The organism is Altericista sp. CCNU0014, assembly GCF_044923475.1.
GTDB lineage: Bacteria > Cyanobacteriota > Cyanobacteriia > Thermosynechococcales > Thermosynechococcaceae > JAAURS01.
Genome location: NZ_CP137338.1, coordinates 3,067,804 through 3,094,386, shown reverse-complemented (window position 1 = coordinate 3,094,386; position 26,583 = coordinate 3,067,804). Strand labels below are relative to the sequence as shown.

The 26,583-nt window shown below is 48.5% G+C and carries 27 protein-coding genes, 1 tRNA gene and 2 pseudogenes; 21 read left to right on the top strand and 9 right to left on the bottom strand.

The features are described from left to right. Positions 1-77 precede the first annotated feature (77 nt). The 4 genes from rimP (at position 78) to infB (ending at position 5,420) form a co-directional block, all read left to right on the top strand. Positions 78-545, top strand: coding sequence for a ribosome maturation factor RimP (gene rimP / locus R6H26_RS14980; RefSeq protein ID WP_404783385.1), 468 nt, complete (start codon positions 78-80; stop codon positions 543-545). Between the two features lie 59 nt (positions 546-604). Next, positions 605-1,840: a transcription termination factor NusA gene (gene nusA / locus R6H26_RS14975; RefSeq protein ID WP_404783383.1), complete on the top strand. Its 1,236-nt coding sequence runs from the start codon at positions 605-607 to the stop codon at positions 1,838-1,840. A gap of 72 nt (positions 1,841-1,912) precedes the next feature. Then, positions 1,913-2,194, top strand: a complete 282-nt coding sequence (locus R6H26_RS14970; RefSeq protein WP_404783381.1) for a YlxR family protein — start codon at positions 1,913-1,915, stop codon at positions 2,192-2,194. A 214-nt stretch (positions 2,195-2,408) separates the two neighbouring features. Continuing rightward, complete coding sequence (gene infB, locus R6H26_RS14965) at positions 2,409-5,420, top strand: translation initiation factor IF-2 (protein WP_404783380.1); 3,012 nt, start codon at positions 2,409-2,411, stop codon at positions 5,418-5,420. Between the two features lie 66 nt (positions 5,421-5,486). Here infB and pheA read toward each other — a convergent pair whose 3' ends face one another. Further along, positions 5,487-6,371: a prephenate dehydratase gene (gene pheA / locus R6H26_RS14960; protein WP_404783378.1), complete on the bottom strand. Its 885-nt coding sequence runs from the start codon at positions 6,369-6,371 to the stop codon at positions 5,487-5,489. Positions 6,372-6,482: 111 nt separating this feature from the next. Here pheA and R6H26_RS14955 point away from each other — a divergent pair, with 111 nt between their 5' ends. Next, positions 6,483-7,067, top strand: a complete 585-nt coding sequence (locus R6H26_RS14955) for a DUF1997 domain-containing protein (protein WP_404783377.1) — start codon at positions 6,483-6,485, stop codon at positions 7,065-7,067. Between the two features lie 149 nt (positions 7,068-7,216). After that, positions 7,217-7,678 carry a hypothetical protein gene (locus tag R6H26_RS14950; protein ID WP_404783375.1) on the top strand — a complete coding sequence of 154 codons (462 nt, stop codon included), beginning with the start codon at positions 7,217-7,219 and terminating at the stop codon, positions 7,676-7,678. 37 nt (positions 7,679-7,715) lie between these two features. Here R6H26_RS14950 and R6H26_RS14945 read toward each other — a convergent pair whose 3' ends face one another. Continuing rightward, positions 7,716-8,363 carry a bifunctional 4-hydroxy-2-oxoglutarate aldolase/2-dehydro-3-deoxy-phosphogluconate aldolase gene (locus R6H26_RS14945; RefSeq protein WP_404783373.1) on the bottom strand — a complete coding sequence of 216 codons (648 nt, stop codon included), beginning with the start codon at positions 8,361-8,363 and terminating at the stop codon, positions 7,716-7,718. 223 nt (positions 8,364-8,586) lie between these two features. Between R6H26_RS14945 and R6H26_RS14940 the strand changes: the two genes are divergently transcribed. Together R6H26_RS14940 and R6H26_RS14935 are read left to right on the top strand one after the other, a co-directional pair. Beyond that, positions 8,587-9,096, top strand: a complete 510-nt coding sequence (locus R6H26_RS14940) for a DUF937 domain-containing protein (protein ID WP_404783371.1) — start codon at positions 8,587-8,589, stop codon at positions 9,094-9,096. A 164-nt stretch (positions 9,097-9,260) separates the two neighbouring features. Further along, positions 9,261-9,923 (top strand): hypothetical protein, encoded by a 663-nt coding sequence (locus R6H26_RS14935; protein WP_404783369.1) that lies wholly within the window; start codon positions 9,261-9,263, stop codon positions 9,921-9,923. Positions 9,924-9,964: 41 nt separating this feature from the next. Here the strand turns inward: R6H26_RS14935 and R6H26_RS14930 are convergent, their stop codons facing one another. Continuing rightward, positions 9,965-10,870, bottom strand: a complete 906-nt coding sequence (locus R6H26_RS14930) for a TIGR01777 family oxidoreductase (protein WP_404783368.1) — start codon at positions 10,868-10,870, stop codon at positions 9,965-9,967. A gap of 118 nt (positions 10,871-10,988) precedes the next feature. Here R6H26_RS14930 and R6H26_RS14925 point away from each other — a divergent pair. Together R6H26_RS14925 and R6H26_RS14920 are read left to right on the top strand one after the other, a co-directional pair. Beyond that, positions 10,989-11,060, top strand: a tRNA-Val gene (locus R6H26_RS14925). A 4-nt stretch (positions 11,061-11,064) separates the two neighbouring features. After that, positions 11,065-11,190 carry a hypothetical protein gene (locus tag R6H26_RS14920; RefSeq protein WP_404783366.1) on the top strand — a complete coding sequence of 42 codons (126 nt, stop codon included), beginning with the start codon at positions 11,065-11,067 and terminating at the stop codon, positions 11,188-11,190. A 103-nt stretch (positions 11,191-11,293) separates the two neighbouring features. On the opposite strand, the gene R6H26_RS14915 is transcribed toward R6H26_RS14920, so the two are convergent. The 3 genes from R6H26_RS14915 to R6H26_RS14905 form a co-directional block, all read right to left on the bottom strand. Beyond that, positions 11,294-11,938, bottom strand: coding sequence for an ImmA/IrrE family metallo-endopeptidase (locus R6H26_RS14915; RefSeq protein WP_404791334.1), 645 nt, complete (start codon positions 11,936-11,938; stop codon positions 11,294-11,296). A gap of 77 nt (positions 11,939-12,015) precedes the next feature. Continuing rightward, positions 12,016-13,431, bottom strand: coding sequence for an IS66 family transposase (gene tnpC / locus R6H26_RS14910; RefSeq protein ID WP_404783364.1), 1,416 nt, complete (start codon positions 13,429-13,431; stop codon positions 12,016-12,018). Positions 13,432-13,682: 251 nt separating this feature from the next. After that, positions 13,683-14,036 carry a helix-turn-helix domain-containing protein gene (locus tag R6H26_RS14905; RefSeq protein ID WP_404783363.1) on the bottom strand — a complete coding sequence of 118 codons (354 nt, stop codon included), beginning with the start codon at positions 14,034-14,036 and terminating at the stop codon, positions 13,683-13,685. Positions 14,037-14,649: 613 nt separating this feature from the next. Between R6H26_RS14905 and R6H26_RS14900 the strand changes: the two genes are divergently transcribed. From R6H26_RS14900 to R6H26_RS14850, 11 genes and pseudogenes are all read left to right on the top strand, one after another. Next, positions 14,650-15,006: a hypothetical protein gene (locus R6H26_RS14900; RefSeq protein ID WP_404783362.1), complete on the top strand. Its 357-nt coding sequence runs from the start codon at positions 14,650-14,652 to the stop codon at positions 15,004-15,006. A gap of 21 nt (positions 15,007-15,027) precedes the next feature. Then, a complete protein-coding gene (locus R6H26_RS14895) occupies positions 15,028-15,951 on the top strand; it encodes a hypothetical protein (RefSeq protein WP_404783361.1) in 924 nt (307 codons plus the stop codon). A 230-nt stretch (positions 15,952-16,181) separates the two neighbouring features. Next, entirely contained in the window at positions 16,182-16,613 is a 432-nt protein-coding gene (locus tag R6H26_RS14890; protein ID WP_404783359.1) for a DUF29 domain-containing protein, read from the top strand. 232 nt (positions 16,614-16,845) lie between these two features. Continuing rightward, positions 16,846-17,592, top strand: a complete 747-nt coding sequence (locus R6H26_RS14885; protein ID WP_404783358.1) for a metal ABC transporter ATP-binding protein — start codon at positions 16,846-16,848, stop codon at positions 17,590-17,592. Positions 17,593-17,596: 4 nt separating this feature from the next. Next, positions 17,597-17,728, top strand: a pseudogene (locus tag R6H26_RS14880) (metal ABC transporter permease); the annotation flags it as partial. Positions 17,729-17,808: 80 nt separating this feature from the next. Further along, positions 17,809-18,279, top strand: coding sequence for a hypothetical protein (locus R6H26_RS14875; RefSeq protein ID WP_404783134.1), 471 nt, complete (start codon positions 17,809-17,811; stop codon positions 18,277-18,279). Continuing rightward, positions 18,264-19,070 carry a hypothetical protein gene (locus tag R6H26_RS14870; RefSeq protein WP_404783135.1) on the top strand — a complete coding sequence of 269 codons (807 nt, stop codon included), beginning with the start codon at positions 18,264-18,266 and terminating at the stop codon, positions 19,068-19,070. Before R6H26_RS14875 ends, R6H26_RS14870 begins: the two co-directional genes overlap by 16 nt. Positions 19,071-19,082: 12 nt before the next feature. Continuing rightward, positions 19,083-19,727, top strand: a pseudogene (locus R6H26_RS14865) (metal ABC transporter permease); the annotation flags it as partial. Positions 19,728-20,207: 480 nt separating this feature from the next. Next, positions 20,208-21,488 (top strand): WcaI family glycosyltransferase, encoded by a 1,281-nt coding sequence (locus R6H26_RS14860; RefSeq protein ID WP_404783357.1) that lies wholly within the window; start codon positions 20,208-20,210, stop codon positions 21,486-21,488. Between the two features lie 217 nt (positions 21,489-21,705). Continuing rightward, positions 21,706-22,011, top strand: a complete 306-nt coding sequence (locus tag R6H26_RS14855; RefSeq protein WP_404783355.1) for a hypothetical protein — start codon at positions 21,706-21,708, stop codon at positions 22,009-22,011. A gap of 922 nt (positions 22,012-22,933) precedes the next feature. Continuing rightward, complete coding sequence (locus R6H26_RS14850; protein ID WP_404783354.1) at positions 22,934-24,427, top strand: NB-ARC domain-containing protein; 1,494 nt, start codon at positions 22,934-22,936, stop codon at positions 24,425-24,427. 58 nt (positions 24,428-24,485) lie between these two features. Here R6H26_RS14850 and R6H26_RS14845 read toward each other — a convergent pair whose 3' ends face one another. The 3 genes from R6H26_RS14845 to R6H26_RS14835 all read right to left on the bottom strand — a co-directional run bounded on the left by R6H26_RS14845 (position 24,486) and on the right by R6H26_RS14835 (position 26,473). Continuing rightward, positions 24,486-24,866, bottom strand: a complete 381-nt coding sequence (locus tag R6H26_RS14845; protein WP_404783353.1) for a hypothetical protein — start codon at positions 24,864-24,866, stop codon at positions 24,486-24,488. A gap of 141 nt (positions 24,867-25,007) precedes the next feature. After that, complete coding sequence (locus R6H26_RS14840; RefSeq protein WP_404783351.1) at positions 25,008-25,715, bottom strand: hypothetical protein; 708 nt, start codon at positions 25,713-25,715, stop codon at positions 25,008-25,010. Positions 25,716-25,993: 278 nt separating this feature from the next. Then, positions 25,994-26,473: a hypothetical protein gene (locus R6H26_RS14835; protein ID WP_404783350.1), complete on the bottom strand. Its 480-nt coding sequence runs from the start codon at positions 26,471-26,473 to the stop codon at positions 25,994-25,996. Positions 26,474-26,583 lie beyond the last annotated feature (110 nt).

Below are 26,583 nucleotides of genomic sequence, written 5' to 3'. Positions count from 1 at the left end.
TTTTCGTCCAGATTTGCGATGTCTATTGGTTCGTTGAGAGTGGGTGCTGCCCACTTTTTTTATTGCTATTCACTCCCATGACTCATCCACTGATTCCCCATATTTTAGAACTGGCTCATCCAGTCGCCCAAGCTCTGAATCTAGAGGTAGTCAATGCCGTCCTTCAGACCAGTCAGCATCCGCCTATTCTAAGGATCGATGTTCGCAATCTATCCTCAGACACGGGCTTAGAAGACTGCGAAAAAATGAGTCGCGCCCTAGAGGAAGTGCTAGATGCTTCGGCGTCGATGCCGGATGCCTACATCCTTGAGGTCTCTAGCCCAGGGGTTTCGGAAGTCTTAAGCAGCGATCGCGACTTTAAATCCTTTCGAGGGTTTCCCGTTATAGTTGCAACCCTGGAGCCTTACCAGGGACGTTCGGAGTGGGAAGGGAGCTTAGTGGGTCGGGATGAAACGACTGTTCGGCTCACCCAGCGGGGACGGGCGATCGCCATTCCAAGGGCGTTGGTCGGCCAGGTGCAGTTGCAGCAAGGCACCGAAGGTTGAAGACCTCATCTCTTTGTCTAACGTTCACAACAAAATTCGAGCAAAAGGGAGAATGACCGATGTCTATGGTTCGCTTGCCGGGACTAGCCGAAATGATCAACACCATTAGCCGGGAGCGGAATTTGCCGAAGCACGCCGTTCAAGAAGCACTGCAAGAAGCGCTTCTCAAAGGCTACGAGCGCTATCGTCGCACGCTCGAAATGGACAGCCACGATCCCTTTGACGAACATTACTTCGATAACTTCGATGTAGAACTAGACACCGAAGACGAAGGGTTTCGGGTGCTATCGACCAAGGCGATCGTCGAAGAAGTGGATAACCTCGACCATCAAATTGCGTTGATCGAAGTCCAGGAAGTCGCCCCGGAAGCGCAATTGGGCGATACCGTCGTGCTCGATGTCACCCCAGAGCAGGGCGAATTTGGCCGGATGGCTGCCATCCAAACCAAGCAAGTCCTCTCCCAAAAACTGCGGGATCAACAGCGCAAACTGGTTCAAGAAGAATATCAAGACCTCGAAAAAACCGTCCTCCAAGCGCGGGTGCTGCGATTCGAGCGTCGCTCCGTCATCATGTCCGTCGCCAGCGGCTTCGGCCAGCCCGAAGTAGAAGCGGAATTACCCAAACGCGAGCAGCTCCCCAACGACAACTATCGCGCCAATGCCACCTTCAAAGTCTTTCTCAAACGCGTCGTAGACGGTCCCCATCGCGGACCGCAGCTCATCGTATCCAGGGCCGATGCGGGGCTGGTGGTCTACCTCTTTGCCAACGAAGTGCCTGAAATTGAAGACGAAGTGGTGCGCATTATCGCGGTAGCGCGGGAAGCCAACCCCCCCTCCCGCCACGTGGGTCCCCGCACCAAGATTGCCGTGGATACCCTAGAGCGAGATGTCGATCCTGTCGGAGCCTGCATTGGGGCCAGGGGATCGCGAATTCAGGCGGTGGTGAACGAACTCCGGGGCGAAAAAATCGATGTCATTCGCTGGTCGCCGGATCCCTCGACCTATATTGCCAATGCCCTCAGCCCCGCCCGCGTAGACGAAGTTCGCCTCGTCGATACCGAAGACCGTCAGGTTCACGTCCTCGTGTCTGAAGATCAGCTCAGCTTGGCGATCGGCAAGGAGGGGCAAAACGTGCGATTGGCTGCACGCTTGACGGGATGGAAAATTGATATTAAAGACACTGCCAAGTACGATTACGATACCGAATTGGCAAACTTCGCGCCCGCAGAAGGAGATGAGCCGTTTGAGGAGGAACCGGAAGAATCTTCTGAGGAAGCCGAAGTGACAGAATCTTAAGAAAGCCTTCACAGGTTCCCCTCCAACTTGGAGGGGAACCTGTGAAGGTAGGACGTTTTTGCCCCTTAATCTTTGCGATCTGCTGTGGAGCCAAACTATCGACGGTGTATCAGCTGCCGCATCGCGGCACCTAAGGCCCAGTTTTTACGGGTCGTTCGGGAGCCAACGGGAGCCATTGCGATCGATTGCGGGGCGGGGCGGTCTGCCTATATTTGTCCGAACGCTGACTGCATCGGCCTCGCTCAAAAGAAAAAACGCCTCGAGCGCGCCTTGAAATCTGCCGTACCGTCAGAACTCTATTTAGATCTTTGGCGCTATATGACGGAGTCCTCTCAAAGCCAAGATGCACGTTAAGGCATTGGGAGACGTATTATAGGGATATACGGACTGGATTGCAGGTAAGTTGAGAGGATAATATCTATCGCTATCGTTCCCACGAGCCAGATCGAAACTGCCTCCGCTGTCATTCATCAGCTGGGGGGTTTTGTTTTCAGCACCCATTAAACCCAAAACCATAGAAGGCTGAACTATGTAACCAAACCACGAGAACCTAGAGGAATAGAGCTGAATGAGTAGTAGCAAGGTCAGAATTTACGAACTTTCAAAAGAGCTAAATTTGGATAATAAAGAAATTTTAGCGGTCTGCGATCACTTGAACATTTCTGTCAAAAGCCACAGCAGCACCATTACTGAAGCAGAAGCCGAAAAAATCCGCGGTGCTGCCCCCAAATTTCAAACCAGCGGTGCAGTGGTTCGCAGTGCTGCGCAAGTGCCGCAAGCGCCTGCAAAACCGATTGTCATCAAAGGGAAAGAACCCGGCAAACAACAAATTTTAGAAATTCGTCGCCACAAGCCGACTGCCGCAAACGATCGAGATTCTGCCTCCGGAATCGCTGCTACTCCTCCAAAGCCAATGGGAATGCCGCTCCAGCCCCCCAAGCCCGTCCGACCCATCGCTCCGACTTCGCGTCAAGAGGCGGATGCATTTCCCGCGAACGGAAATCAGCCTGCGACGGATGCAGGCGCGGTCGAAACGCATCCCTCGAACGGAAGCGTGCCCGAGACATTGCCCGAAGTCAGTCCCAACAGGCCAGCAGTCACCCCCAGCCTTGCAGTCCCTCCACCCCGGACAGAGGTTCAAAGACCCACCAATAATGTCATCAAGCCCGTCTTAAAAAGCGCGCAGTCTGCCGACGCTCCACCTTCTAAGGCCAGAGCGACGAACGATTCCCCAGCTCGCAGGCTGCGAGATCCGGGAGACTTGCACGGGTCCGACGACATTTCCGATCGCTCGCCCGTTCCGATCTTGCTCAAAAAGCCCAGCCAACCCAGCCGACCCGTCCGCAACGCACCGCCCGAAATTGTAGAGCATCGCAAGGAAGGCAAAGCGCCTGGTGCGCCTGGAAGCGACGGTATTATTCCCGTCATTCTACCTGGAGACGAAGATCTCAAGCTCCGGCGACCGACCGTCAGCCGACCGAAGCGGGGTAAGGCAGAAATAGAGGAAGAAGAGATGGCCGAGCTGCTGAGCAAAGCCCCTAAAACAGGAACTAAGCAGAAGCGGCGCACCGTCGATGAGGATGAGGATGACGAGCTATTAGATGACGATCTAAACGTTCAAAGTACGGTTGTTGACGTGAGTCAGTCCCTCGTTCGCCCGCCGAAACAAAAGACGGCCAAGCAAACCCGACCGGCCCCAGCTGCTGCTTCTCGTCCCGGACCTCAGAAGGGCGGTAGCAGTCGCCGTCAAAACCGGGGACGCGATCGCGCGGCTCAGGTGCAAGAGGTCGAAAAGCCTACGGTTATTTCGCTGACCAACAACCCGACCGTGCAAGAGCTGGCGAATCTTCTGATGTTGCCGGACACCGACGTCATTAAGGTCCTTTTCTTGAAGGGCATCGCAGCCAACATCAACCAGACTTTGGACTTCCCCACCGCAACCATGGTGGCAGAGGAGTTGGGCGTCACGGTCGAAACCATCCAAGAAGAATCCGCGGCCCGCAAGGTTACGGAGATGATCGACATTGAAGATCTGGAAAACCTGGTGAGACGCCCGCCCGTCGTGACCATCATGGGTCACGTCGATCACGGCAAAACGACGCTCCTCGATTCCATTCGCAAAACCAAGGTGGCTCAGGGAGAGGCTGGGGGAATCACCCAGCACATCGGCGCTTACCACGTCGACCTCGAACACAACGGCCAAATGCAACAGGTCGTGTTCTTGGATACCCCCGGTCACGAAGCCTTTACGGCCATGCGGGCGCGGGGGGCGCGGGTGACTGACATTGCCATCCTAGTGGTTGCTGCCGACGATGGCGTACGACCCCAGACCATTGAAGCGGTGAGCCACGCTCAGGCTGCAAAAGTTCCAATTATTGTGGCCATCAACAAAATGGACAAGGAAGCCGCCCAAGTCGATCGCGTGAAGCAAGAGCTGACCGAATTTGGCCTGGTTTCTGAAGAATGGGGCGGCGACACCATCATGGTTCCGGTCAGCGCGCTCAAGGGCGAAAACCTGGATACGCTGCTGGAAATGATTTTGCTGGTGTCTGAAGTGGAAGACCTCCAAGCTAACCCAGATCGCCCTGCCAAGGGAACGGTCATTGAAGCGAACCTAGACAAAGCCAGAGGTCCCGTAGCAACGCTGCTGGTCCAAAACGGGACGCTTCGCGTGGGCGATATCCTCGTGGTTGGCTCGGCGTTCGGTAAAGTGCGAGCCATGATCGACGATCGCGGCCAGCGGGTCAGCGTTGCATCTCCTTCCTTTGCGGTGGAGGTGCTGGGCTTAAACGACGTGCCAGCAGCTGGAGACGAGTTCGAAGTCTTTGGCGATGAAAAGGAAGCCCGAGCCGTAGCCTCGACGCGATTCGACCAACAGCGTCAAACCCGCCTGCAGCAGGCCATGTCGTCCCGTCGCATTTCCTTAGGTACCCTGTCCGATCAAGTGCGAGAGGGCGAACTGAAGGAATTAAATCTCATTCTGAAGGCCGACGTGCAGGGTTCTTTGGAAGCAATTCTGGCTTCTTTAGAGCAGCTACCGCAGAATGAAGTGCAGGTGAGGGTCCTCTTCTCAGCCCCTGGTGAAGTGACCGAAACCGATGTGGATCTTGCAGCGGCCAGTAACGCAGTCATCATTGGCTTCAATACCAGTTTGGCGAGCGGTTCGCGGCAGGCAGCGGACAAGGCCAGCGTCGATATCCGGGAATACAACATCATCTACAAGCTCCTAGAAGACATTCAAGGTGCAATGGAAGGGTTGTTGGATCCGGAATTGGTCGAGGAACCCTTGGGTCAAACCGAGGTGCGCGCGGTATTCCCAGTGGGCCGCGGAGCCGTTGCCGGTTGCTACGTTCAATCGGGCAAACTGGTGCGCAACTGTCGGATCCGGGTGCGACGTGGAGGCACTGTTGTCTTTGAGGGAATTCTCGATTCGCTCAAGCGCATGAAGGATGACGCCAAAGAAGTTAACTTCGGCTACGAGTGCGGGGTTGGCGTAGACAACTTCACGGAGTGGAAGGAAGGCGACATTATTGAGTCTTACCAATTGGTAACCAAGCGCCGAACGTTGTCGATGGTTTAAGTTCCTGAAGTTTCAAAAGCAGCGCCCCAACTCAGGCGCTGCTTTTGACTTTTAAATGAGCAATCTCTATGGGAGATCGGTCGGTAAGATTTTGATAGTACTGTAGCTCCCTAGAACTTTCAGTCTTTCCGCAGATCGATCGAGCAAATCTACGGCAGACTGCATTGCGTCGGTTTCTAAGCTGGCTTCTGCGTCGATAAAGAAAACGTACTCTCCTAAAGATCGTTTGGTAGGGCGCGATTCAATGCGACTGAGGTTGATGCCGCGCGCTGCAAAAACTTGTAGCTGAGCGACGAGCGCGCCGGGCGCATTTTGGGGCAAGCTAAAGGCTAAAGAAGTATAAACGGGTGCGGCTGAAATCTCCGGCACGGAAACGGAAGACTGAGGTTGACTGACAGCCAAAAAGCGGGTGCAGTTGTCCGCGTAATCTTGGATCGATTTGGCGAAAATTGGCAGGCCGTAGAGGTGCGCTGCGCGTTCTGAGGCGATCGCCGCTGTTGACCCATCCGTCTCGACGTACTTCAGTGCCTCGGTCGTGGAATGGGTAGGGATGAGCTGAGCGTGGGGTAGGTTCTGGTGAAGCCACTGCTGGCATTGACCCAGTGCTTGAGGGTGAGAGTAGACCGTTTGAATGGCCTTTAATGCCTCGGCCCCAGCCACCAAAACATGAACGATCGGCAGCACCAACGCCTGACGAATTTGGAGCGTCTCAAGTTGCCAGAGCGTATCGAGGGTTGTCGTAACGCTGCCTTCAATCGAATTTTCGACGGGTACGACTGCTACTTCAATTCGCCCTTCGGCAACCTCGTAAAGGGTTTGCGCGATGCTGGGAAAGGGTGCTAAGGCGGGAAGTTCCTGCTGAGTCCGATCTGACCACCACTGGGCGTAGGCTGAAGCTGCTTGTTCTGCATAAGTGCCGGCAGGCCCGAGATGGGCAATGGTGAAGGTCATAGGAGGTTAAGGATAAGACAAATTGAGATTGCCGGAAAAAAGGGTCGTTTTACCTGACAAACTCTCCAGGAAGGTTAGAATCAAAAGCATAGCTTATTAGTATGCCCGATTATGCGCGCAACCTTCACAGCCTCCCAAGCCGTTTCGATTTTAGTGCCGAACGCCGCCGTGCCAATTCAGCATTACCTGAGACAACCCCACCGACTCGTACAGGCTCTGACGGATCCAAGCCAAATTGAGGCGCTCGGCCAAGAAAATTGCTACCGCTTGAAGATGAAGCCCCGGCAGTTTTTAACGTTTAATTTACAACCTACAGTCGATATTCGGCTCCAGCCGAAGCCAGATGGTACGGTGTTTTTAAACTCCGAAGCTTGCGAACTGCGCGGCATTGACTTTGTAAACCAGCGTTTCCACTTGGATCTAGAGGGAGTGTTGGCTCCCGTCCGAGACGCTGGAAAAACCTACCTTGCAGGTCAAGCCGACCTTAAGGTTCAAGTCGATATTCCACCCGTGTTGTGGATGACGCCACGGGCGATCGTGGAAGCCACGGGGAACGGTCTGCTCAAGAGCATTTTGATGACGGTCAAGCAACGACTCGTCCATCAGCTGGTGTTGGATTATCAGAAATGGGCCTCCGCTGGCATGGAGTCCGACCTTACGGTTAGCCCTCTCGCGATCGACTCGTCTGGTATTTAGACGCGTTGTTGGGTGCGGTGAATTTCTGAGGCAACCGGTCTCGGGAGGTTCGGCTTCCAGTGTGTTTAGGACTTGGAGTCGAGCTGGAGTTCTAGTTACTTTTTTAGTTAATAAATATGCGCCGATTTTGCTTCAGTGCGGCTTTAGGAATGGGTTTGCTCAGCGCAAACAGTGCGGGGGTATGGGCGGCTACGATCGAGCTGCGCCCCCATCCCCTGGGCGATCCGTCGCGGGTGCGCTGTCCCGAAAAGGTAATTGCGTACCAGACGGCTAAACCTTACCAAGAAGGTAGTTTTACTTGGGATGGAACGGTGGCCTTGGGGGCGATCGCGACGCAAATTTCGGTTGCAAAAGTTGACCCCTTCAGCGTGACCTGGGTGGGCACTTTGAAGCCGCCCTTCCAATCTTGTCGGGCAGCTGCGGGAATGTTTCAGGTAGACGGCGAGCCTTTTGGCGGTCACTCCTATCTGCGCGTGCAGTTCCTGAATGGTAAGGCTTACTTCATTTTGGATATGACGGGGATGCAAGATGCCAACAATTTAACCCCCGCTATTTTGCGCCATGAAATTGTAGGGGGCAATCCCCGCTGGCAATGGGGCGGTACGGACTAGAACACAGCCCCTAAAGCAGCCAGGAAGACCGATCGAACTACGTTCCGATCTGGGCGTTGATGGCGCGCGCGAGCTGCTGCGATCGCCGCGTAATGGCCTCCCAATCCTGTCGCAAAATAGCCGATTGCGGAAATAACTCCCCCGCCAACCCCACGGCGATCGCCCCTGCTGCTAGAAAGTCTTTCGCATTATCCAGCGTCACTCCACCCGTCGGAATCAGCGGAATGTGGGGCAATGGCCCTTGCAGGCTGCGAATATAGTCGCAGCCCCCCAAAGCTGCCACCGGAAAAACCTTGACGCCGCTGGCTCCAGCATTCCAGGCGGTCATCATTTCCGTAGGGGTGAGCGCGCCGGGATGGATGGGCCAGTCGCGATCGCGGCCGTACCCGATGAGCGCGGTATCGACATGGGGCATGAACCCATATTCAGCCCCTGCGGCGATCGCGTCTTTAATGTGGTCGCGATTCAGCAGCGTGCCGCAGCCAATGGTGCAATGGGGCAATTCGGTACGGATGGCGTCAATCAGGGCCGCCGGGCGATCGCTATTCCAGGTCGCTTCAATGAGGCGAATGCCGCCATCCGCTACAGCCTTGGCCATGGCTAAACCCGTAGCAACAGAGTCAGTCCGAATCACCGCAATAACGCGATGGAGTTTGAGAAGATTTAACCAATCCTGCCCTGGCATAGAATCTAATTCAACCCTTGCTTTGCAACCCGAGCTAAGACTTTAACACTTTACGAAGATCGTCTAAATCGCTGCAAACTGCTCCTACTCCCTGCTAAAGATTGAAAAATTTCTGTTTTTGGCACACAAAGCCAGCCTAAAATAGCGGGTGCGGGGTTCTGCTGCGCCGCATCGGCGGCGGAGCCAATAAAAGCCATCTACATGTTGTTTTTAGGAATCCATCATGAGTTTATTTGACGCCATTTCAAACGCGATCGCCGACCCCGATCGGCAGGCAAATACCGACCAAATTGGGTCGATTCTGGGTGCCGTGCAGTCCATTGCCGGATCCCAAACGGGCGACCCCGGCAATTCTGCAGCCCTCATGTCGGCTGTCGGCAGTATGGTGCAAGGCGCGCTGCAAAATTACCAGGCCAATGCGGGCACCGAAGGCGTCGAAAACTTGCTCAGTCAGGTCGCCAACGGCAATGCTGGTTCTAACCCGGTACAGGCATTATTTGGCGGTCAGGAACAGCAGGTTGTAGAGGCGATCGCCCAGCGGACCGGACTCGATGCCGATCGGATCGGAGCAATGCTGCCAACGCTACTTCCCATGGTTTTGCAGCTTTTGCAAAGCGGCGCTTCTAGCTCTGGGGGAAATTCTGTCCTCAATACGTTTTTAGATAGCAACCAAGACGGAAGCGTCGATATGGGAGACCTAATGTCTCAAGCTGGAAGATTTTTGGGCCATTAATCTTAGGTCTCGCTGCAAAAAATAAACCCGCAAATCCTGCTGTTACGGCTTTAGAACGTACGGCAAGATTAATGCCCCAGTAGTTCTACATATTTTTCTCTCAAAAAATAATATTCTCGTCCTTTATGATGTAGAGGCCAAACGAGGAGGGAATTTGTTTTAAAGTGCGTTATACCATTCGGGCCAAACATAAATCCCAAAGATCGGTCGGCATCCTATTCGGTCTTTTGCTGGGATTTCTAGCGAGCGCTGAATTTTTGGCGATCGCCGCTTTAAGCCAGCAGCGTTCCTACGCTCAATCCAGTTCTTCCATTCAAAAGCCGCTTCCGCCTAGCCCTTCGTCTTCTTATAAATCTCCCCTTCCAAATCCCCTTTCGGGTTTTATTCTGACGAACAATACACCGATCAAACTCAAGTTCAAGGAAACGATTTCTTCAAAAACCGCGCAAGAAAATCAGCTCATTGAGTTTGAAGTTGCAGAAGATATCGCAGTTCAAGGCGTTACTGTCATCGCTAGAGGAACCAATGCCAAAGGAATTATTGCCGAGGTAAAGCGGGCCAAAATGCTGGGCCGCAAGGGAAAGATCGCCATCGTACTCAAAGAAGTTGCGCTGGTGTCTGGAGAGCGAGTTTCGCTTCGGTCCAATCAATCCCAAGGGGGCGGGCTATCTGCCGGAACGATTGCTCTATCGGCCATTGTCACGCCTTTTTTCTTGTTTATGGGGGGTAAAGAAGCTAAATATCCAGCAGGGACTGAATTTACCGCTTTTGTAGACGGCGACTACGGCTTAGATCGAGCCAAGTTCGATCGAGGTGGATTGCGTTAAGCGCGGCTTTTGTGAGGGATGCGTCAATTTGGGCTTTTCAGTCACTTTAAAATCTGCGACAACGCAGCCTTCAAGGTGGGGTACTGAAACTGGAAACCGGAGGCTTCGGTTTTCTGGGGTTTCACATTTTGCCCTTCTAGAACGAGTTTGGCGGCTTCTCCTAACAATAGTTCTAAGGCAAAGTCAGGCACGGGCAGCCAAGAGGGACGTTGCAGAATATCTCCCAATGCTTGACAGAGTTTGTCCATGGAGACGGCGTTGGGGGCAGTTGCGTTGAATGTGCCTTCCATCGCAGGATCTGTCAAAGCTTTAATAATGAGGCTCACTAAATCGTCTCGATGTATCCAGGAAACCCATTGTTTGCCGTTGCCTAAGGGGCCTCCAGCAAAGAGCTGAAAGGGAAACGTCATGCGGGCTAAAACGCCGCCGCCCGGACCGAGTACGATGCCAGTGCGCAGGATGACCAAGCGGGTACCGGAGGCTTTGACTTTTTCGGCTTCGGCTTCCCAAGCTTGACAGACTGCTGCCAAGAAATCGCTGCCGGGATTGCTATTCTCGTCAAAAACAGCGGTTTCGCTGGTGCCGTAGTAGCCGATGGCGGATGCGTTAACCAGAACTGAGGGTTTGGGGTCGGCCTGAGCGATAGCCTCTACAATTTTCTGGGTGCCCAGTTGGCGACTTTCTAATATTTCTTTTTTGCTGTTTTCCGTCCAGCGGTTGGCGATCGGTTCGCCCGCCAGGTTTACGATGCCATCGCATCCGGCGATCGCCTGCTGCCAGGGACCGGATGTTTTAGGGGTATAGCTGACGACTTCTGCTTGTGGGAAGCGCTGTTGGGCTTTTTGGACGTTCCGCACCAGGAGCAAGACTTGGTGTCCCTCGGCTTGCAGGCGATCGACTAAGCGACTGCCGATGAAGCCCGTTCCGCCCGTTACTGCAACTTTCATATCTTATAGAAAACTTTTAAGGATGTTCTTTTTACCATAGGTCATTCTGAGGGGAGCTAGCATCAAGAGTTGGCGAGTTGCCCTTGGAGATAGGACTATGTTAGATTAAAACCCCTAAGGGCGATTAGCACAGTGGTAGCGCACTTCCTTCACACGGAAGGGGTCACGTGTTCGAGTCACGTATCGCCCATTGAATGAAACAGCTTTCATACGCCTCAACGCCAAAGCCTTCTCTGTATTGCGTTGTGAAGATGCAGTCCAAACGATCGCTTCAAGGTCATTTAGGGCTGTTGCTAGGGCAATCGCCAGTTCAGACCTAGCCACCGCGTTTGAAACAGACCCAAAAGCCGCAATTTAAGAATAAGCTGTTTGTTGATTTGTTTAGGAATCGTGTTCTCTGTTTATTCACCTAGATATCATCTCTTAGTTTTCTACTTCATTTATTTCGAGAAAAGTCAAAATCCCGTATCTACCTATTTTAATACTGGTTTCTACAACAGAAAATTTCTCTGCTCTCCTATCAGGTGCATCTGGGAACCAAGTAGATGCATCTGGGAAACATTTCTTAGCCTGCTGGCATTGATTCGATCCAGATAACATCTGTACAGCCGCTGTATTTTTTGGAATCACTTGACTCTTAGAGTAGAACAGCTTTGTTTCCTGGAAATCACTTGAATAAACTGGCACCCTTTTCGGATTACCATGACCATCAAACAATATAGTAATACATGAGTAATTAGCCAATCGTGCAATTTGTTGGGCTGCTACTTCCAAAGAAACATCAAATTCATCAGAAGTTTTCTGTATGAGTTGTACAATATTATTCCAGCTAACCTGCCGAGAGAATTTTTGGAATGCTTTTTTAGGTACAAGTAAGTAGGCTGCAAATTGATTTGCCTGATCTTCCCTAATCTTTGAGTAGGTTTTAGCGTGAGGATTGTTTTTATTGCTCAGATTTTGTTGCAGTCGAAGATTAACATGGCTTTTGTATGTGCAGTGGGCAAGTTCATGAGCCAGGGTGAATCGCTGTCGCCGCCGTTTAGTTTGATTATTTGAAAACCCATGAATGCAATCTGTATTGTGAGTATTAATAAAGATATAGAAATCACCATCTCCACGAAATTTAGTTGTTCCTTCGTAAGAATTCAGGTCTGGGTTGGAATGAGAGATAAGGCGGTTGGGTCAATCAAGGCTTGACGAAAAAACTCCAATGCAGATTTGCCCTGGGCTTTACAAGTTTGAATCACCGTTAGTAGAGCTGCTGTATTGTCCAACCCATTCATTGAACGCGACCCGCCACAAACCTTACGCTTGGTGACGGCGAGTCTGAGATTGCGTTCAGCTCGATTATTATCTGGTGGTACATTCGGGTCTTCTAAGAAATACCACCACTGTTCGCTTTTATGCTTGAGCGACCGCAGTAACTTTGCGGCTGAGTATCCCACTTTTGGCATCCAATCCGTGATGGCTTTGCTCACCTTTTCCTTGAACTTGTGTGCCCACCGAACGTATTGTGCATCATCTTGGCTTGCTTGCCACTTTCGATAGCCCCTAAAGGCTTGGTCAATCAGATTGATAAAGACTCGACCAATGTTTTGTTGCGATTTTGAGACGAGCTTAAGAAGCTGCTTAAAGTGCCGCCGCAAGTGGGCTAAGCACTTCTGCTGCCGTTCTACGCCATAACCGTTGTAGACACTATAGTCATCACTGCTTAACACGCCCTCAAAGTGCTCACCGAGCACTGCCTCTAGTTCTGCACGGCTGCGGGTATCAGCACCGCGATATAAAGCATATCCCGCTCCACTAAATGACCAAAGCCATTCTTTGACGCCTTTGACGGGCCAACCTGTCTCATCGACATGGGTATGAGGCTGTTCTCTGATCCAATCTGCTAAGGCTTCGACTTTGCCCTTAATTCGCTCTGCCACTCTTTCTGTCGTTGCCGCTAAGGTGCCGATGCCAATTTTCTCTAGACCCATCTGCATGAGCCATTCTTGCTGCTTCTCATAGGACAGATGCCCATAGGTGCCTAACCACACCAACATCCCCTGTAAACTCGCTTCGAGGTCTTGTTCTGCGATGACCTCTTGGGGCAGTTCGCCCCAAACTATCGTTTCACAATTTTGGCAGCAACATTGCTGCTGTTGGTATGCTACGACTTCTATCGGCTTTTCGACTAATCGCGCGCACTGTCTTGTTTTTACGCCCATATCGATCCAAGACTGTCCCCCACATTTGGGGCATTCTTGCGGCTTCAATACTTCAAATCTATCGACTCGGCCAAATCCTTTTCTCGTTGTCCCCCGATGTCCGGGTTGCCCACCCGCTTTTCGCTTTCCCACCTCTGCTGTCTCTTCTTTGGCAAGCTCTGATTTTTTCAGAAAGTCGCTAGACGGCGGCTTGGAGGAATCACTACTATTGCGATTGAGGATTGCCTTGAGTCTTGCTACTTCCTCAAATAATTGTTGTATTGCCTCCTGTTGGCGCAAAATAACATCCACCAGAACTGGCTGGCTCATTCGCTCTAGCGCGTCTCTCTCAAACTGCGGCGGTTGCTTCATGTCAATACACTAGTCTGCTTTTCTTGTTTGTCAACCCCGTACCTGAATTCTTACGTTCCTTCTTCCTTCATCGAAGGATCAACATCAAATAAACATTCCAGTCCATACCTGTCGCAAATTTCTAGCACGTCGATTGGCAAAGTGTCATCCCAGCCAATCTCAGCTAGAACTTTACTAGCCTCATATTCTGGATCTTCGTTAGTATTCTCAAAGCATGGACTGCTGTACTTCATCCTCTTTTGTCACCTTAACTATTTATTATCGTCCTGAAACTGTACATCCATAAAGCGATTGAGGGCGATGATGGCTTCAGTATTTACGGATTTTCGCTTCAATTTTGCAACTAAAGCTTGAATTGCCGTATCTTTTTCGGAATCTGTTGAGGCTTCTTCAACACTCCCAATTAATTCGTCAAGTGTCAAACCTAGTCCAATAGCAATTTTTTGCAGCGCACTGGATGAGGGGATACGCTTACCATCCTCAAATTGAGAAATCGCTGCCTGCGTCAAGTTAACCTGCTTAGCAAACTGAGTCTGATTGAGTCCTTGCGCTATACGAAGTTCCTTCAATCTCCTCCCAAAATCTTTAAGCCCGTCGTTGCCCATAAAATACTAAAGAAAAAATTAAATTTATAGCAGATGTGATTTTTTTTTATAACGTATGCTATGTTGACTTTGTTCTTTATAACACGTGTTATGAATTATAAAACAAAAGTGCCCCTTGGTACCACCGCGCAAACAGGCCAAATTTGCCCAGAAAGTGGAAAGTGGGTTGTGGTAGGAACTCCTACTACTTCTGCTCCCATTGCAAAGGGTAATCGGATGCCTCCTTATCGGGACAAAGCAGTCACATGGAAACTGACTGAATACATCTAGTTTGCAGGGGGTGGGGTGCACTCGTGCTCCATCCCCTGCTTACAAGTCCTGAACTGCAAGGATTCAGTACTCTAGGCGTATTCAAATATGTGTCAATCGTGAAGTCCAAGCCGTTGGAGCACTTTGCTTTGCACTATTCGACCAGGAAGCCACCGCAGAAAAAATCATCCCCATCTCAGAAGCCAAAACCCAGACCCCTGAAATCCTCAAGAGCAAAGGCTATCAACGCCCCATCCTAGAAATTCTGGCAGACTTACAAAAGCCCATTCCCAAGCGTTTCGTCAAAAGCAAAACCCTGAAGGGACAACGCATCGATTTTGTCTCTTGGTACAGCTACATTCGGTTGCTGGAGTTCTACGCCCCTGGTTTCTCTTGGGAAGTCCGCACTCATTACAACGGCGATCGCACTGTCATCGAAGGTCGCCTCACCCTCCGCGCCGCCGAAGGCAATTTTGTCCGCGAAGCCACCGGAACCGAAGACAACGAAATCGATAGCTGGGGCGACCCATCCAGTAATGCTGAGGCTATGGCACTGAGGCGATGCTGTGCCAAATTTGGCCTAGGACTCCATTTATTGGGAGAAATAGCCAGAATTGCCTTAAACACGCTTCTTCACCTTAAACAGACCTATTTGGACACCAAATTACATAAAATCAACTGTGTCGAGTTGGAAACAGACTTTGAAAACCACCAGCCCTAAACCAACTTCAGAGTGACTGCAATGACCCAAACCCCAATAGACTTCGATAGCCCCTGGAAACTGATGCTAGAAAGCTACTTCAGGGAATTCGTCAGCTTCTTTTTCCCACAGGTTCACGACCAAATTGACTGGGAGAGACAATACGAAAGCCTGGACAAAGAACTACAGCAAGTCGTGCGGGATGCAGAACTGGGCAAACGGCTGGTCGATAAATTGGTTAAGGTTTGGCTTCGCAGCGGTGAGGAAATCTGGGTTCTGGTGCATATTGAAATTCAAAGTCAGCCAGAGACAGGCTTCGCTGAGCGAATATACGTCTACAATTACCGAATCTACGATCGCTATAGACAGAGGGTCGCTAGCCTTGCCTTATTGGCAGATGAGCGTTCCAATTGGCGACCCAACCAGTTTGGTTACGAACTGTTTGGGTGTCAAGTCCAGTTTCAGTTCCCCATTGTAAAGTTGCTTGACTACTGGGAACAGTGGCAAACCCTAGAGGAAAGTCGTAATCCATTTGCCATCGTGGTGATGGCTCATCTCAAGACTCAAGAAACACGAGATAATGGAGTAGAACGCAAAGCCTGGAAATTCAACCTGATCAAACGGCTGTATGAAAAGGGGTATCAAAAGCAAGACGTTCTGAACCTGTTTAACTTTATCGATTGGCTCATGAACCTTCCTGATGCCTTAAACAGGGAATTTTGGCAAGAACTGACTCAATATGAAGAGGAAAAACGAATGCCTTACGTCACCAGTGTTGAAAGAATGGCTCTCCAAGAGGGACAACGCCTCGTAATCGAAAATATGCTAGAGGTTCGCTTTGGCACTTTAGACGAGCAGCTTGCAGCAATTATCCCCGCATTGCTGGAGATGTCGCCTAAAGAATACACTCCGCTCCTCATCAATCTGTCCCGCGAAGAGCTGCTCAGTCGATTCCAGACTGCTTAGTCAATGGTTAAACCTTGAGACACTAAGATTTTGACTATGAAATGACTATGACAATAGATTCATTAATTTACAACCCTTTACAGATAAGCTTTTCAAGCTTTTCGCACTTCCTTCACACGGAAGGGGGCACGTGTTCGAGTCACGTATCGCCCATTGGTTGGGGTATCTAGTAAATAAGGGTTTCAGAGATTGCAGGATTTCTCTAGCCCAGCGGGAAAGGATGGTGAGGCATGACCTACACTACTTCGCTCTATGACACTGATTTTTATACTTGGACAACCCAGACAGCCCAACTCCTAAAAGAGCGGCGATTCTCCGAATTGGATCTTGAAAACCTGATTGAGGAGATTGAAGACTTGGGTCGTTCGGAATATCGCGCGCTAGGGTCGCGCTTAGAAGTCCTCCTCATGCATTTATTGAAGGTCAGGTATCAGCCAGAAATGCATACCAAAAGCTGGGACTTAACCATCAAAGAGCAACGCCTACGCATTCAGCGCCTTTTGAGAGACAATCCAGGGCTTAAGCCTAAGTTGCCACAAGCTTGGGAAGATGCTTGGGAACCTGCATTAATCCAAGCTCAGAAGGAAACAGGTTTAGATGCTACTGCATTTCCGCAGACAAACCCGTTTGTATTGAATGAAGCGATCGCCACCCATGAGTAGTGCTTTGCTTCCGACGGCGCTTTCGTTGATTTATGTAACAAGGCCTTTCCATAGGTGGTATTCTCATTACCGGACATAGGTGCAACTGGTTTGGGCTATTGACAAGCCGATCGCAAGCTCCCAAAAAAGCTAGCAAAGCCTTTAACTGCTGCTGTTCTCCAAAACTAATTTCAAGCACCATCAAAGTACGCTATGGTTATAAAATGAAAATCGTTCTCACTTCAAGTCATTCATGCTAGAAGTCGATCGCTTGGCTGTCAACTATCGCGGCATCTGCGGCTTAGAACAGGTAAGTTTCAGGATTAATCCAGGGCAGCTAGTCGGCGTAATTGGCCCCAACGGTGCGGGGAAAAGCACAATGCTGAAGGCTATGTTGGGGTTGGTCCCGAGTGCCAGCGGTATCGTTTCTTACTGCACTTGTCCGCTGCACCAGCAATTAGAGCGGGTTGCCTACGTCCCACAGCGATCGCAGGTGGATTGGGACTATCCCATTACGGTTTGGAGCGTGGTGATGATGGCACGCACCCGCAGCTTGGGTTGGTTTCGCAATCCGGGCCGCGCCGCAAAAGAGATCGTCACAGCAGCGCTAGAGCGCGTCGATATTTGGAATCTAAAAGATCGACGGATTGGGGAGTTGTCGGGGGGACAGCAGCAGCGGGTTTTTCTCGCGCGGGCCTTAGCGCAGCAAGCAGAGGTGTTGCTGTTTGACGAACCCTTTACAGGCGTCGATCGTAAAACTGAAGGGATTATTCTTAATATTTTTGATGAGCTGCGGTCTGAAGGCAAAATTATGCTCGTGAGCAGCCACGACTGGGGACAGACGCTCGCCCACCTGGATCGACTGTTACTGCTGAACCAGCGCTTGATTGCCGATGGTTCGCCACAGCAGGTGATGACGCCCGAAAACCTCCAGCAAGCCTATGGCGCTTCTCTACAGCGGAGCGCCCACACCCCCCTAGACTCAACTCTATTCTGTTAGCGCAATGCTGAATGTGCTGCTAGACCCGCTTAACTATGAATTTATGCGCAATGCGATCGCCATTAGCATCGCGATCGGCATTCTCTGCCCGGTTGTAGGGAGCTATCTGATCGTGCAGCGCATGGCGCTATTGGGAGATGTGATTGCCCCTGGTTCCAAACAAGTTTGTGTGAAAGGAGATAGGATCATAGAAAGAGTTGTCGGAGGTCAGAGACCATGCCCCCAAGAAAGACGCGAGGCAAAGCCGGAGATAAAACAATCTGCCTGCCGATTAAAGAGGGTACGAACTACAGTGAGCTGGTCGAAGACCGAGAAGCCTATCGAGCATACCTCAACGCAGAAATTGCCCAGCACCCAGAATTGTTTCCAGAAGGCATAGAGCAAGGGTATCGGTTCCATGGACTGGTGGAGTCATCCCGGCAAGGAATAAAGACCCGACGCATCTACCTTCCCAGCCATCACGAAGCCTATCAAATTCGTCCAGACTTCGTGATGCCTTACATGAGTGAGCGCGCAGAGATCGCAGCCAAAGCATTATATTTGCGCAAACACGGACTGTCCTATGATGGCATCGCCTATGTGCTCGGTAAAACCGAGATGCATTGGTATCAGTTGTGCCGCTCCCTAGGACGGGTCTCGATCGTCGGAGCAACGGTGAAGGACGCGGCGGTGTGCCCCCCCATCTAAGCGCAGACGAGAAGCATACACGGTACCGAGGGGAGAAAGCCTATCTGGCTGTCACTGCCGCCAAAGGCTGTATTTTCGGCAGTGAGTTGTGCAAAAGTGCCGGACACGAGGCGCTTAAGGCGGGTTATGGTGTCTTTCAGGCGGAGGTCGCCCATCATCTGCCCGACTATAGGCCTCAAACCGTCACGCTCGATGGCTGGGATGCGACCCGGAGTGCTTGGCAGAGTCTATTTCCTGGGATTGTCTGGATTCTGTGCTTTTTGCATGAAGTCATCAAGGTGCGAGACTTGTGTCGTTCCCAAGCTGCCCTCTGGCAGAGTCTGCGCGAAAAACTGTGGCATGTGTATCATGGCGCGAACAAGGGGAAATTTGCCCAACGGCTGAGACGATTGCTCGAATGGGCTAAAAAGCAACCCCTGCGAGACTCGATTCACCAAAGGCTCAAGCGGCTCAAGGACAAGTCTGCCCTATTTCAGAGAGCCTATGATTTTCCAGGAGCGAGCCGAACGAGTAATGCGGTTGACCGCCCGATGAACTATCTTGACCGTTGCCTGTTTTCGATGCAATATTTCCATGGAACTTGGCCTGCCGCAGTCCAGACAGGTAGAGCAATAGCTTTATTATGGAACTTTCATCCCTTTTGTCGTAAAACACAGCAGCAAACAGGATGTCTTTGTCCCTTTGAGCAACTCAATGGCTTTCGATATCACGATGATTGGCTTCGCAATTTCTTAATTGCTGCGTCCCTTAACGGCAGACGCTCTCTGCCTCAATCTCTTCACACAAAATAGTGGGGAACTAGGATTGCCCATTGCGTTCTGCCCGGTCTTTCAGTTTCTTTTTTTCTGGGTATCAATATCTTGATTGGAGCCTTTACCTCGGGCATTCTCGGCACCCTTTTTGTGGCTTGGATTCGCTCTCAGTCGCGGGTTAAGGTGGATGCGGCCATGGCGCTAACCTTTTCGAGCTTCTTTGCCCTCGGGGTAACGTTGATTACCACGCTCAAAAACAAAATCGATCTCGATAGCTTTTTATTTGGGGATATTTTGGGGATAAATACCCAGGATATATACCGAACGATCGTCATTGCCGTATCGATCGTCGCCATCGTCAAGCTGTTCTACAAAGAGCTTTTGTTCTATACCTTCGACCGCAGCGGCGCGCAGGCGATGGGATTGCCTGTCAACGCCATCCACTTCGGCTTTACCGCTGCCGTCACCCTAACCATCATCGCCAGCATGCAGGCGGTAGGGGTTATTTTAGTGATTGCACTGTTGGTCGGCCCAGCATTGACGGCCTATCTCCTGGTAAAAGAACTCCACCAAATGATGGGACTGGGAGCGTTGGTTGGGGTGTTTGCCAGTACATCAGGCGTCTATATCAGCTACTACTGGAATCTTCCCTCTGGTCCGGCGATCGTGTTGGTTTCCTCCGCACTCTTCATCTTTGCCCTCTTATTGAGTCCGACTCAGGGCATTTTGACCCGTCCTCATTCTGCCGCTTCGATTGTAAATCTGGTAGAGCAAATGAGACCGTCGAAACGAAGCTAGTTCTCCATCCCACCCAAAGCCAATGCATGACAAACAACATCGGCTTTTCTAGCGTGTTGTCTCTATCTCCAAAATAATAGGAATATTAAACGCAAAAATAGGCCTGAGAGCGGTTGCAGCCATGAAAGCCGGCGACCATTTGCTGCTCTCTAAGTTTTGCTCGACTTTCCTGTAGCCAAAATAGCTCGATCTGTTATAACTGTAAAACCATTATGCGTTCGAGGATCTTGCGAACAAAGATAGCTACTAAGTATAGAGCACAACATAAATGACTTAGAAATTTGTATATGTATGTATGTATTCAGTGCAAAAGCCATACTGAATATAAATAGATATTTGCATTTCATATTAGGTTTTTAAAGATTAAAGATACTGTCTATGCGTATATTGATTTACGGCATAAACTATGCCCCTGAAGTAGTGGGCAGTGGAAAGTTTACTGGAGAGATGGCAGAGTGGTTTGCCGAGCAGGGGCATGAAGTGCGCGTCGTCGTTCCGCCCCCTTACTATCCAACTTGGACGGTCAAGAAAATCTACAAAACTGGATACTCTTGCCAAGGAATGAGGGGCGTGAAAGTCTATCGCTGTCCTATTTGGGTTAAAAGAGAGCTGACGGGTTGGCAGCGCATTCTGCACCTACTCTCGTTTGCGATCAGCAGTTTTCCCGTCTTGATAAGACAGATATTTTGGCGACCTGAGATGGTGATGGCGATCGAACCTTCTTTTGTCTGCGTGCCAGCCGCTCTTCTCGTTGCAAAAATTTGTCAGGCAAAAAGCTGGTTGCACATTCAGGACTTTGAGATTGATGCTGGATTTGGTCTTGGGATGGTTCCAAACATCGGTTGGGTTAGAAGCAGCCTTCTAACGCTAGAAAAGCGCCTGTTCGAACAATTTCATCAAATTTCTACTATCTCTGAAGCAATGCTCGCTCACCTACACTCCAAAGGTGCTGCGATCAAACACGCGTTTCTATTTCCAAACTGGGTAGATACGACTGAGATCTATCCGCTACCCCAGAGTCAATCTCTTCGATTTTCCTTAGGTCTATCTGCCGAAAAAGTCATTGTGCTCTATGCTGGCAGCATCGCTAACAAACAGCCTTTAGAACACTTGCTCGAAGCAGCGAAATGCTTGCATTTACAATCCGAATTGCACTTTATTATTGCTGGAGAAGGCCCTAAGAAAGCATCGCTAATGAAGTTAGCTCGATCTCTGAACCTTAAAAATGTAACTTTTTTACCATTGCTTCCTGTTAAGGCGTTCAATCGATTGCTGAGTACGGCTGACATACATGTTTTGATTCAACATAACTCTCTAGCCAACTTTATGATGCCTTCTAAGCTACTCGGCATGATGGCTAGCGGACGCCCTACAATTGCAACTGCTGAAGCGAACAGCGCGATCGCTTCTGAAATTTCCCGATCCAAAGGTGGCATCTGCATTCCACCCAACCAGCCGGAAAAGTTGATCTCAGCGCTTCAGTATTTGTCAAATAATATACACGAGCGCGCGGTATTGGGTCGGAACAGTCGAGCGTATGCAGAAAAACATCTTTCCAAAGAGGCTATCTTAAATAATGTCTGTCCTCTCCGACAGAGCGCTGGCAACTGGCCTTCGTCAAAAATCTCAACTTCTTCCAGTAGCACGCGCAATGAATAGTTGTTATTGCTCGATAACTTTGTAAATTGACCGCCTTATAAACTTTCAGGCAAATCAATTTTTATTTAAGTGAAAACAGTTTCTCAACCGCCTGAGGCAGAAGTTCTCATCTTTTAACATATCTGGATCTGCAACCTTCGCATCCAGCTGCCCGGCAATTATTGAATGATGATAAGATTTAATTATAAAGACATCGGTTGCAGTGGGAGAGTATCGCGTGAAAAGCTCATTTTTCATTTTAACAACAGTCCTGTCCCTAGGGTTGGCTGCAAGCGCCAGCGCTCAGACCGTTCAATTTATCTTTGGCATCCCTTCAGACAACATACGTTTATCGATAAACGCCTACGATCCGATACCGCTACTGGACGCCTATGGGTATCCATATCAGGGTTTCTACCACTATTATTCTCTGCCTGGCATCACCGGAAAAACGAACTACAATCCCTTCAGTTACAATTTGACGGCACAAGCACAGCTTAAAAATCGGTTTGAGTTTCCAGAGGAGGGTAACTTTGTGTTTTAGGCAGACTGCCCTACCAAGAAAAGGAGTAGGTGAGATTTAACTTGCAACGCGCTGTCTTTTATGTTGAAAAGAATAGAGTGGGTCAGATATACAGATCGAGCTTTTCAAGTATCCCGCATGCTGGATATAGAGTTCTCTGTAAACTTGTAGAAATATTTTAGATTCCTTGCAAAAATTGTTTGAATTCGTACGATCGCGGTGTTCGCAAGCGACCGATCTCAATTGCATCGTTATTTTGGCTTGCCAAACAACAGTGAGCGTGCAAAATTACTTTATCTTTGGTAGTGCGAATCTATCTTAAATTCTAAGTTATCTTAACTAGATCGATCGGTATAGTCGACTACGCGCAACAATCGCCGCTAACGCTGAAATCTTTAGTCTCGATCGCTTTCTCAAGCTACGCTGCAATCTTTTGCCGTGCTGTCTTTGTACTTCAAGATTTACAAAAAGATAGTAAATAGATTGCCAGAGAAAAGATACGTATCACTTCATATCATTTTGACACATTTTATGGCACATATTTATATCTTCGATATATAGTTTATACATACAAGTGTTGTGGTTTATCCAAGCAAGAGTTCATCGCTCGATCGATGTATCGATCTCCTCTTAAGTTAAGTAGTTTGCGGTAGGTTTAGCACTCCCTCCGAAATACCTCCTTGATAAGTAAGGTATGGATTTCTGGCCTTTTTGATATATGTAATTGGTGGTATAGTTGACCGAAAAATGTACATTTATAGCCTGCTTAGAATTAAGCATACTTCTATGTTCAATTTTAATTAAATCAAAAATAATGATTTAAATACTGAAGCAATATTGCAAAGATTGACTCATTCGATGTGTTCCCAGCCATAAGTTTTTATTCCCATCTCAAATATGAGATGGTATTTCCTGACAATCGCTTAAATTTATGGAGGTTTCGATGGGCAGTACGTCTACCTTGTCTGCACAGAAATTGGGTCTAAAAAGCGAGATGAATTCTAAGTCATTTACGCCTACATCATCTATAGAATATTTGTTGAATAGTTACGAATCATCGCTATATTTAGAAGATGATACTCTGAAGCCTCCTCAACTCCAGGAACTCCTTGAGTGGATCTGTCAAGAGCTGCCTGTAAGTGAGATTCAGATGGTTATACTCTCTGAGTCGTGGTGTGGAAACACCTATCAGAAAATAGCAAAAAATGCTAAGTATAATTTTAGTTATGTCAAGGATCTAGGGCATAAGTTATGGCGCGAACTATCTGAATTATTTGGAGAAAACATTACTAAGCAAAATTTTCGCGCCGTAATCTTACGTCAGTATCAATTAAGACAGAGGAAGGCTCCTTCTTTGAAGCCCATTGCTGGAGCGCGATCTCCAGAGAACTGCGGTGCAGCCAAGAAAGGTTGTAAAGAATTACACGATGCGCAAAAATTAGAGCAGTTTGTAGCCGTTGAATGCTTTCATGGCAGAAATAGCGAACTAACCTCTTTAAGAGAATGGATCCTTCTTCATAAGGTGCAGCTTTTAGGCATTTTTGGCATGGCTGGCTGCGGAAAAACAACACTGGCGATGAAATGCGTCGAGCGTGTCAGGAAACATTTTGAATGTATCCTGTGGCGATCGCTGCGAGACACTCCCGACTTCAGCACCTTCATTTGTAGCATCCTCAATAGCCTTGAAGAAGAGATCGATGCAGATCCGTCAGAGGATGTAAATACTTTAGTGTCTCGCCTTCTAGAATATTTCGAAAATAATAGGGTTTTATTGGTAATTGATGATTGGTCAGCAGTTTTCAAAGATCGTGTTTTGGCAGGGATTTATCAAGAAGAAACCAAAAAATATGGATTATTGCTTCGGCGTCTCAGCGAAAAGTCTCATAAAAGTTGCGTCTTAATTACAAGTCGCGAAAAGCCTTTTGGTTTGGCGTTTAATAAAAGCAGTTTAAACTATAACTCGCAAACACAATACATTCATGTTAATGGTTTGACTGGAAGCGACGGTTTGCAAGCAATTGAAAGTTTTGGGTTGCCTAATTGCGAATCTTCCGCTGCGGAGCGCTTGATTCGATATTACTCTGGAAATCCATACGCCTTAAAGATTGCTGTAAATACAATCTACCAGATTTTTGATGGCAAACTTTCCAGTTTCCTCTCGAATGAGAATTTAATCTATGGGGGAATCAAAGAGTTGCTAAAGTCTCAATTCGATCGGATTTCCGATATCGAAAAAGATATTTTTATCAATCTCTCACAGCGGTCCAACCCAATTATGCTAGAAGAGTTAACTGGTGATTCCTCTTTTAATAATCATTTCGTTCAATTCTTGGAGGGATTTGAATCTCTTTTGAACCGAACTTTTATTGAAAAGAAAGGAGAGTTATTTGAGGTTCCAGAAATTTTCAGAAATTACTTGTCTCACGAATCTTTCTGACCTTTCTATTTCATCATGCTTATTTAAATACGGCCAGAAATTGATTCAGTGTATTCGATCAATACTCGAAGTTTATACTGTAATCAAACTCATAAGTAGCAAAGTCATACTCTTCTTTATAATTAATACTAGTTGTTCGTATTGAATGTCCTCGCTCAATGTTCACGCTTCTAGAACCCTTTGAAGTATAGGATTCTGAATCGTTTCTCGCTTCGCTAGATTTTTCTGAAGATCGTTGGCGATCGGGGTCTTCTCCTTCCGAAGAAACAGCAATGCCTACAAAGGGTTGTTCGCTCTGTTGAATCTGCGTCGAATTAGTCTTGTGATGGCCGATAGTGCCCGTCGTAAACGTCATAGTATAAGACATTTGTGCTCTCGAAGACTCTACCCCGACTGTGAATATTAGAACGGACAAACCTAAAATATGTTTGGTTTTCATAGTGCAACTGCTTTGATTAAATGTAACCTAAAATATACGCCTTATTGAGGTACATTATTGCAAACAATCGGTCGCTATTTATCGTCATCTCAACGTCAGCGGTACCCAAACAGTTTGTGTCGTATTTTTGACAAACTTCAACTACTTAGTACGTCTAAGCTCAGTTATGGGAAGGCGATTGGGATAATTGTTAGGATTAAGTACCGAGTCTCTGCGCGAATCGTAGGTAGCAGGCCGAGGAGTTAACGTTGTTTTTGGAGTCGAATCAATATCGACAGCATCATAACCTATTTTTTTCTGCGATCGATCTGAAGTATGGCTTTCGGGTCGATCGGTTGGATTTGAAGAGATAGGTTTAGACTTTGCTAGTTCAACAGCAGGGCAGTTGATATTACTGATTGCCATTAACTCATTGTAGTTGATTCGAATGCCTGCTTGTTGCATTTTTGAATAGTTACTAATTAAAAGCAAACATGTTTCTAAACGTAGTTTGCCAAGCTGAGTCTTAGCATATTCCTTGCAGGTCTTCATCCCAAATGAATGAGTATAGGTGATAGCTCCGCCTAACGTACCGGAGTCAAATGGCCCGACACCGCTGCCAAATCCTGAAGCGCTGATTCCACTGGTCGTACAATCTGCAATGCCATTTCCTACAACACTTCTGCCAAGCTGATTAGTGTTAATTTGGGTGTTGATCAATGCACCGCTTTGATCTAGGTTTGAAACTGGATTGGATGTGGAGGTAGAGGTGATTGGAGTGGTCACCGTTTGAGCAAAAGCACTTGTACCAGTCAACATTACAACTCCAACCAGTGAAGCGCTAACTAGTTCCAGAATACTACGCATCATGACTTCTCCCGAGGCAATCTTACGATTAAACTGCAGCTATTCTTTAGTTTCTGAGCTCAATCAAGAGATCTAAGGCTTTACAATAATTTTGTTAATGATTGCCTAGACTTTTGGGATAGAGCTAAAATTTTTACTCTCCCAACTCTTGACAAATAAGTGAAATACTGTACTGTACTTTAAGGTTCTTTGGCAAACCCTCATCTTTTCCATATTTAAGATAAAGTCAAGAAACACGAGGGCTTGCCACGAATGACCCGGATATCTATGTATTCTATGTATTAGTAGCTGAAATCCGAGCTGACTGAGTGGGTCTTTTCAAATCCAGAGAAATCGTAAGTCTCCTTGATACTGACATCGGTGAAGGTACGACCGTTTCCCCATTCCTTGTTGTAGCTTTCAGAGCCTGCTTTGTAGTAATCGACCTCGACGAACTTTGTACTGTCATCATTTTTGTACGATGTCTTACCATCATCGTACGATGAACGACATTTGTCGGATTCGCAAACACCTTTATCACCTTTATCATAATTATCGGTGATAACGGTTTTGCCGTATTCGTTTTTCCAAGCAGTTGCTTTCGCATCTCGGTTATAGTAGTACTTATCGTCTACTTTAACGTTCATCTCGTATTTACCATTCTTGATGTCCCGAGTTTTCCAACTGTTGGTAACACCAGCCGAACCGGCGAAAGCAGATGGAACTGCATTTAACAGCACCAGTAATGCAACGGGAGTTAGCAGAAGTTTATGTAGTCTCATTATCTTAGTCTCCAACATTTTTACTGAGAATGGACTAAAAGCAGATGGACGGGTCGTGGTATTCTTTAAGCTCAGATTTACTCCACAAAGTATCCGTAGATTTAGATATT

What these genes read in the sequence shown, in the direction of transcription:
- rimP (WP_404783385.1), top strand. Translation starts at nt 78, where the DNA reads ATGACTCATCCACTGATTCCCCATATTTTAGAACTGGCTCATCCAGTC.
- nusA (WP_404783383.1), top strand. Translation starts at nt 605, where the DNA reads ATGTCTATGGTTCGCTTGCCGGGACTAGCCGAAATGATCAACACCATT.
- infB (WP_404783380.1), top strand. Translation starts at nt 2,409, where the DNA reads ATGAGTAGTAGCAAGGTCAGAATTTACGAACTTTCAAAAGAGCTAAAT.
- pheA (WP_404783378.1), bottom strand. Translation starts at nt 6,371, where the DNA reads ATGACCTTCACCATTGCCCATCTCGGGCCTGCCGGCACTTATGCAGAA.
- R6H26_RS14955 (WP_404783377.1), top strand. Translation starts at nt 6,483, where the DNA reads ATGCGCGCAACCTTCACAGCCTCCCAAGCCGTTTCGATTTTAGTGCCG.
- R6H26_RS14950 (WP_404783375.1), top strand. Translation starts at nt 7,217, where the DNA reads ATGGGTTTGCTCAGCGCAAACAGTGCGGGGGTATGGGCGGCTACGATC.
- R6H26_RS14945 (WP_404783373.1), bottom strand. Translation starts at nt 8,363, where the DNA reads ATGCCAGGGCAGGATTGGTTAAATCTTCTCAAACTCCATCGCGTTATT.
- R6H26_RS14940 (WP_404783371.1), top strand. Translation starts at nt 8,587, where the DNA reads ATGAGTTTATTTGACGCCATTTCAAACGCGATCGCCGACCCCGATCGG.
- R6H26_RS14930 (WP_404783368.1), bottom strand. Translation starts at nt 10,870, where the DNA reads ATGAAAGTTGCAGTAACGGGCGGAACGGGCTTCATCGGCAGTCGCTTA.
- R6H26_RS14920 (WP_404783366.1), top strand. Translation starts at nt 11,065, where the DNA reads ATGAAACAGCTTTCATACGCCTCAACGCCAAAGCCTTCTCTGTATTGC.
- tnpC (WP_404783364.1), bottom strand. Translation starts at nt 13,431, where the DNA reads ATGAAGCAACCGCCGCAGTTTGAGAGAGACGCGCTAGAGCGAATGAGC.
- R6H26_RS14905 (WP_404783363.1), bottom strand. Translation starts at nt 14,036, where the DNA reads ATGGGCAACGACGGGCTTAAAGATTTTGGGAGGAGATTGAAGGAACTT.
- R6H26_RS14895 (WP_404783361.1), top strand. Translation starts at nt 15,028, where the DNA reads ATGACCCAAACCCCAATAGACTTCGATAGCCCCTGGAAACTGATGCTA.
- R6H26_RS14890 (WP_404783359.1), top strand. Translation starts at nt 16,182, where the DNA reads ATGACCTACACTACTTCGCTCTATGACACTGATTTTTATACTTGGACA.
- R6H26_RS14885 (WP_404783358.1), top strand. Translation starts at nt 16,846, where the DNA reads ATGCTAGAAGTCGATCGCTTGGCTGTCAACTATCGCGGCATCTGCGGC.
- R6H26_RS14875 (WP_404783134.1), top strand. Translation starts at nt 17,809, where the DNA reads ATGCCCCCAAGAAAGACGCGAGGCAAAGCCGGAGATAAAACAATCTGC.
- R6H26_RS14860 (WP_404783357.1), top strand. Translation starts at nt 20,208, where the DNA reads ATGCGTATATTGATTTACGGCATAAACTATGCCCCTGAAGTAGTGGGC.
- R6H26_RS14850 (WP_404783354.1), top strand. Translation starts at nt 22,934, where the DNA reads ATGGGCAGTACGTCTACCTTGTCTGCACAGAAATTGGGTCTAAAAAGC.
- R6H26_RS14845 (WP_404783353.1), bottom strand. Translation starts at nt 24,866, where the DNA reads ATGAAAACCAAACATATTTTAGGTTTGTCCGTTCTAATATTCACAGTC.
- R6H26_RS14840 (WP_404783351.1), bottom strand. Translation starts at nt 25,715, where the DNA reads ATGATGCGTAGTATTCTGGAACTAGTTAGCGCTTCACTGGTTGGAGTT.
- R6H26_RS14835 (WP_404783350.1), bottom strand. Translation starts at nt 26,473, where the DNA reads ATGAGACTACATAAACTTCTGCTAACTCCCGTTGCATTACTGGTGCTG.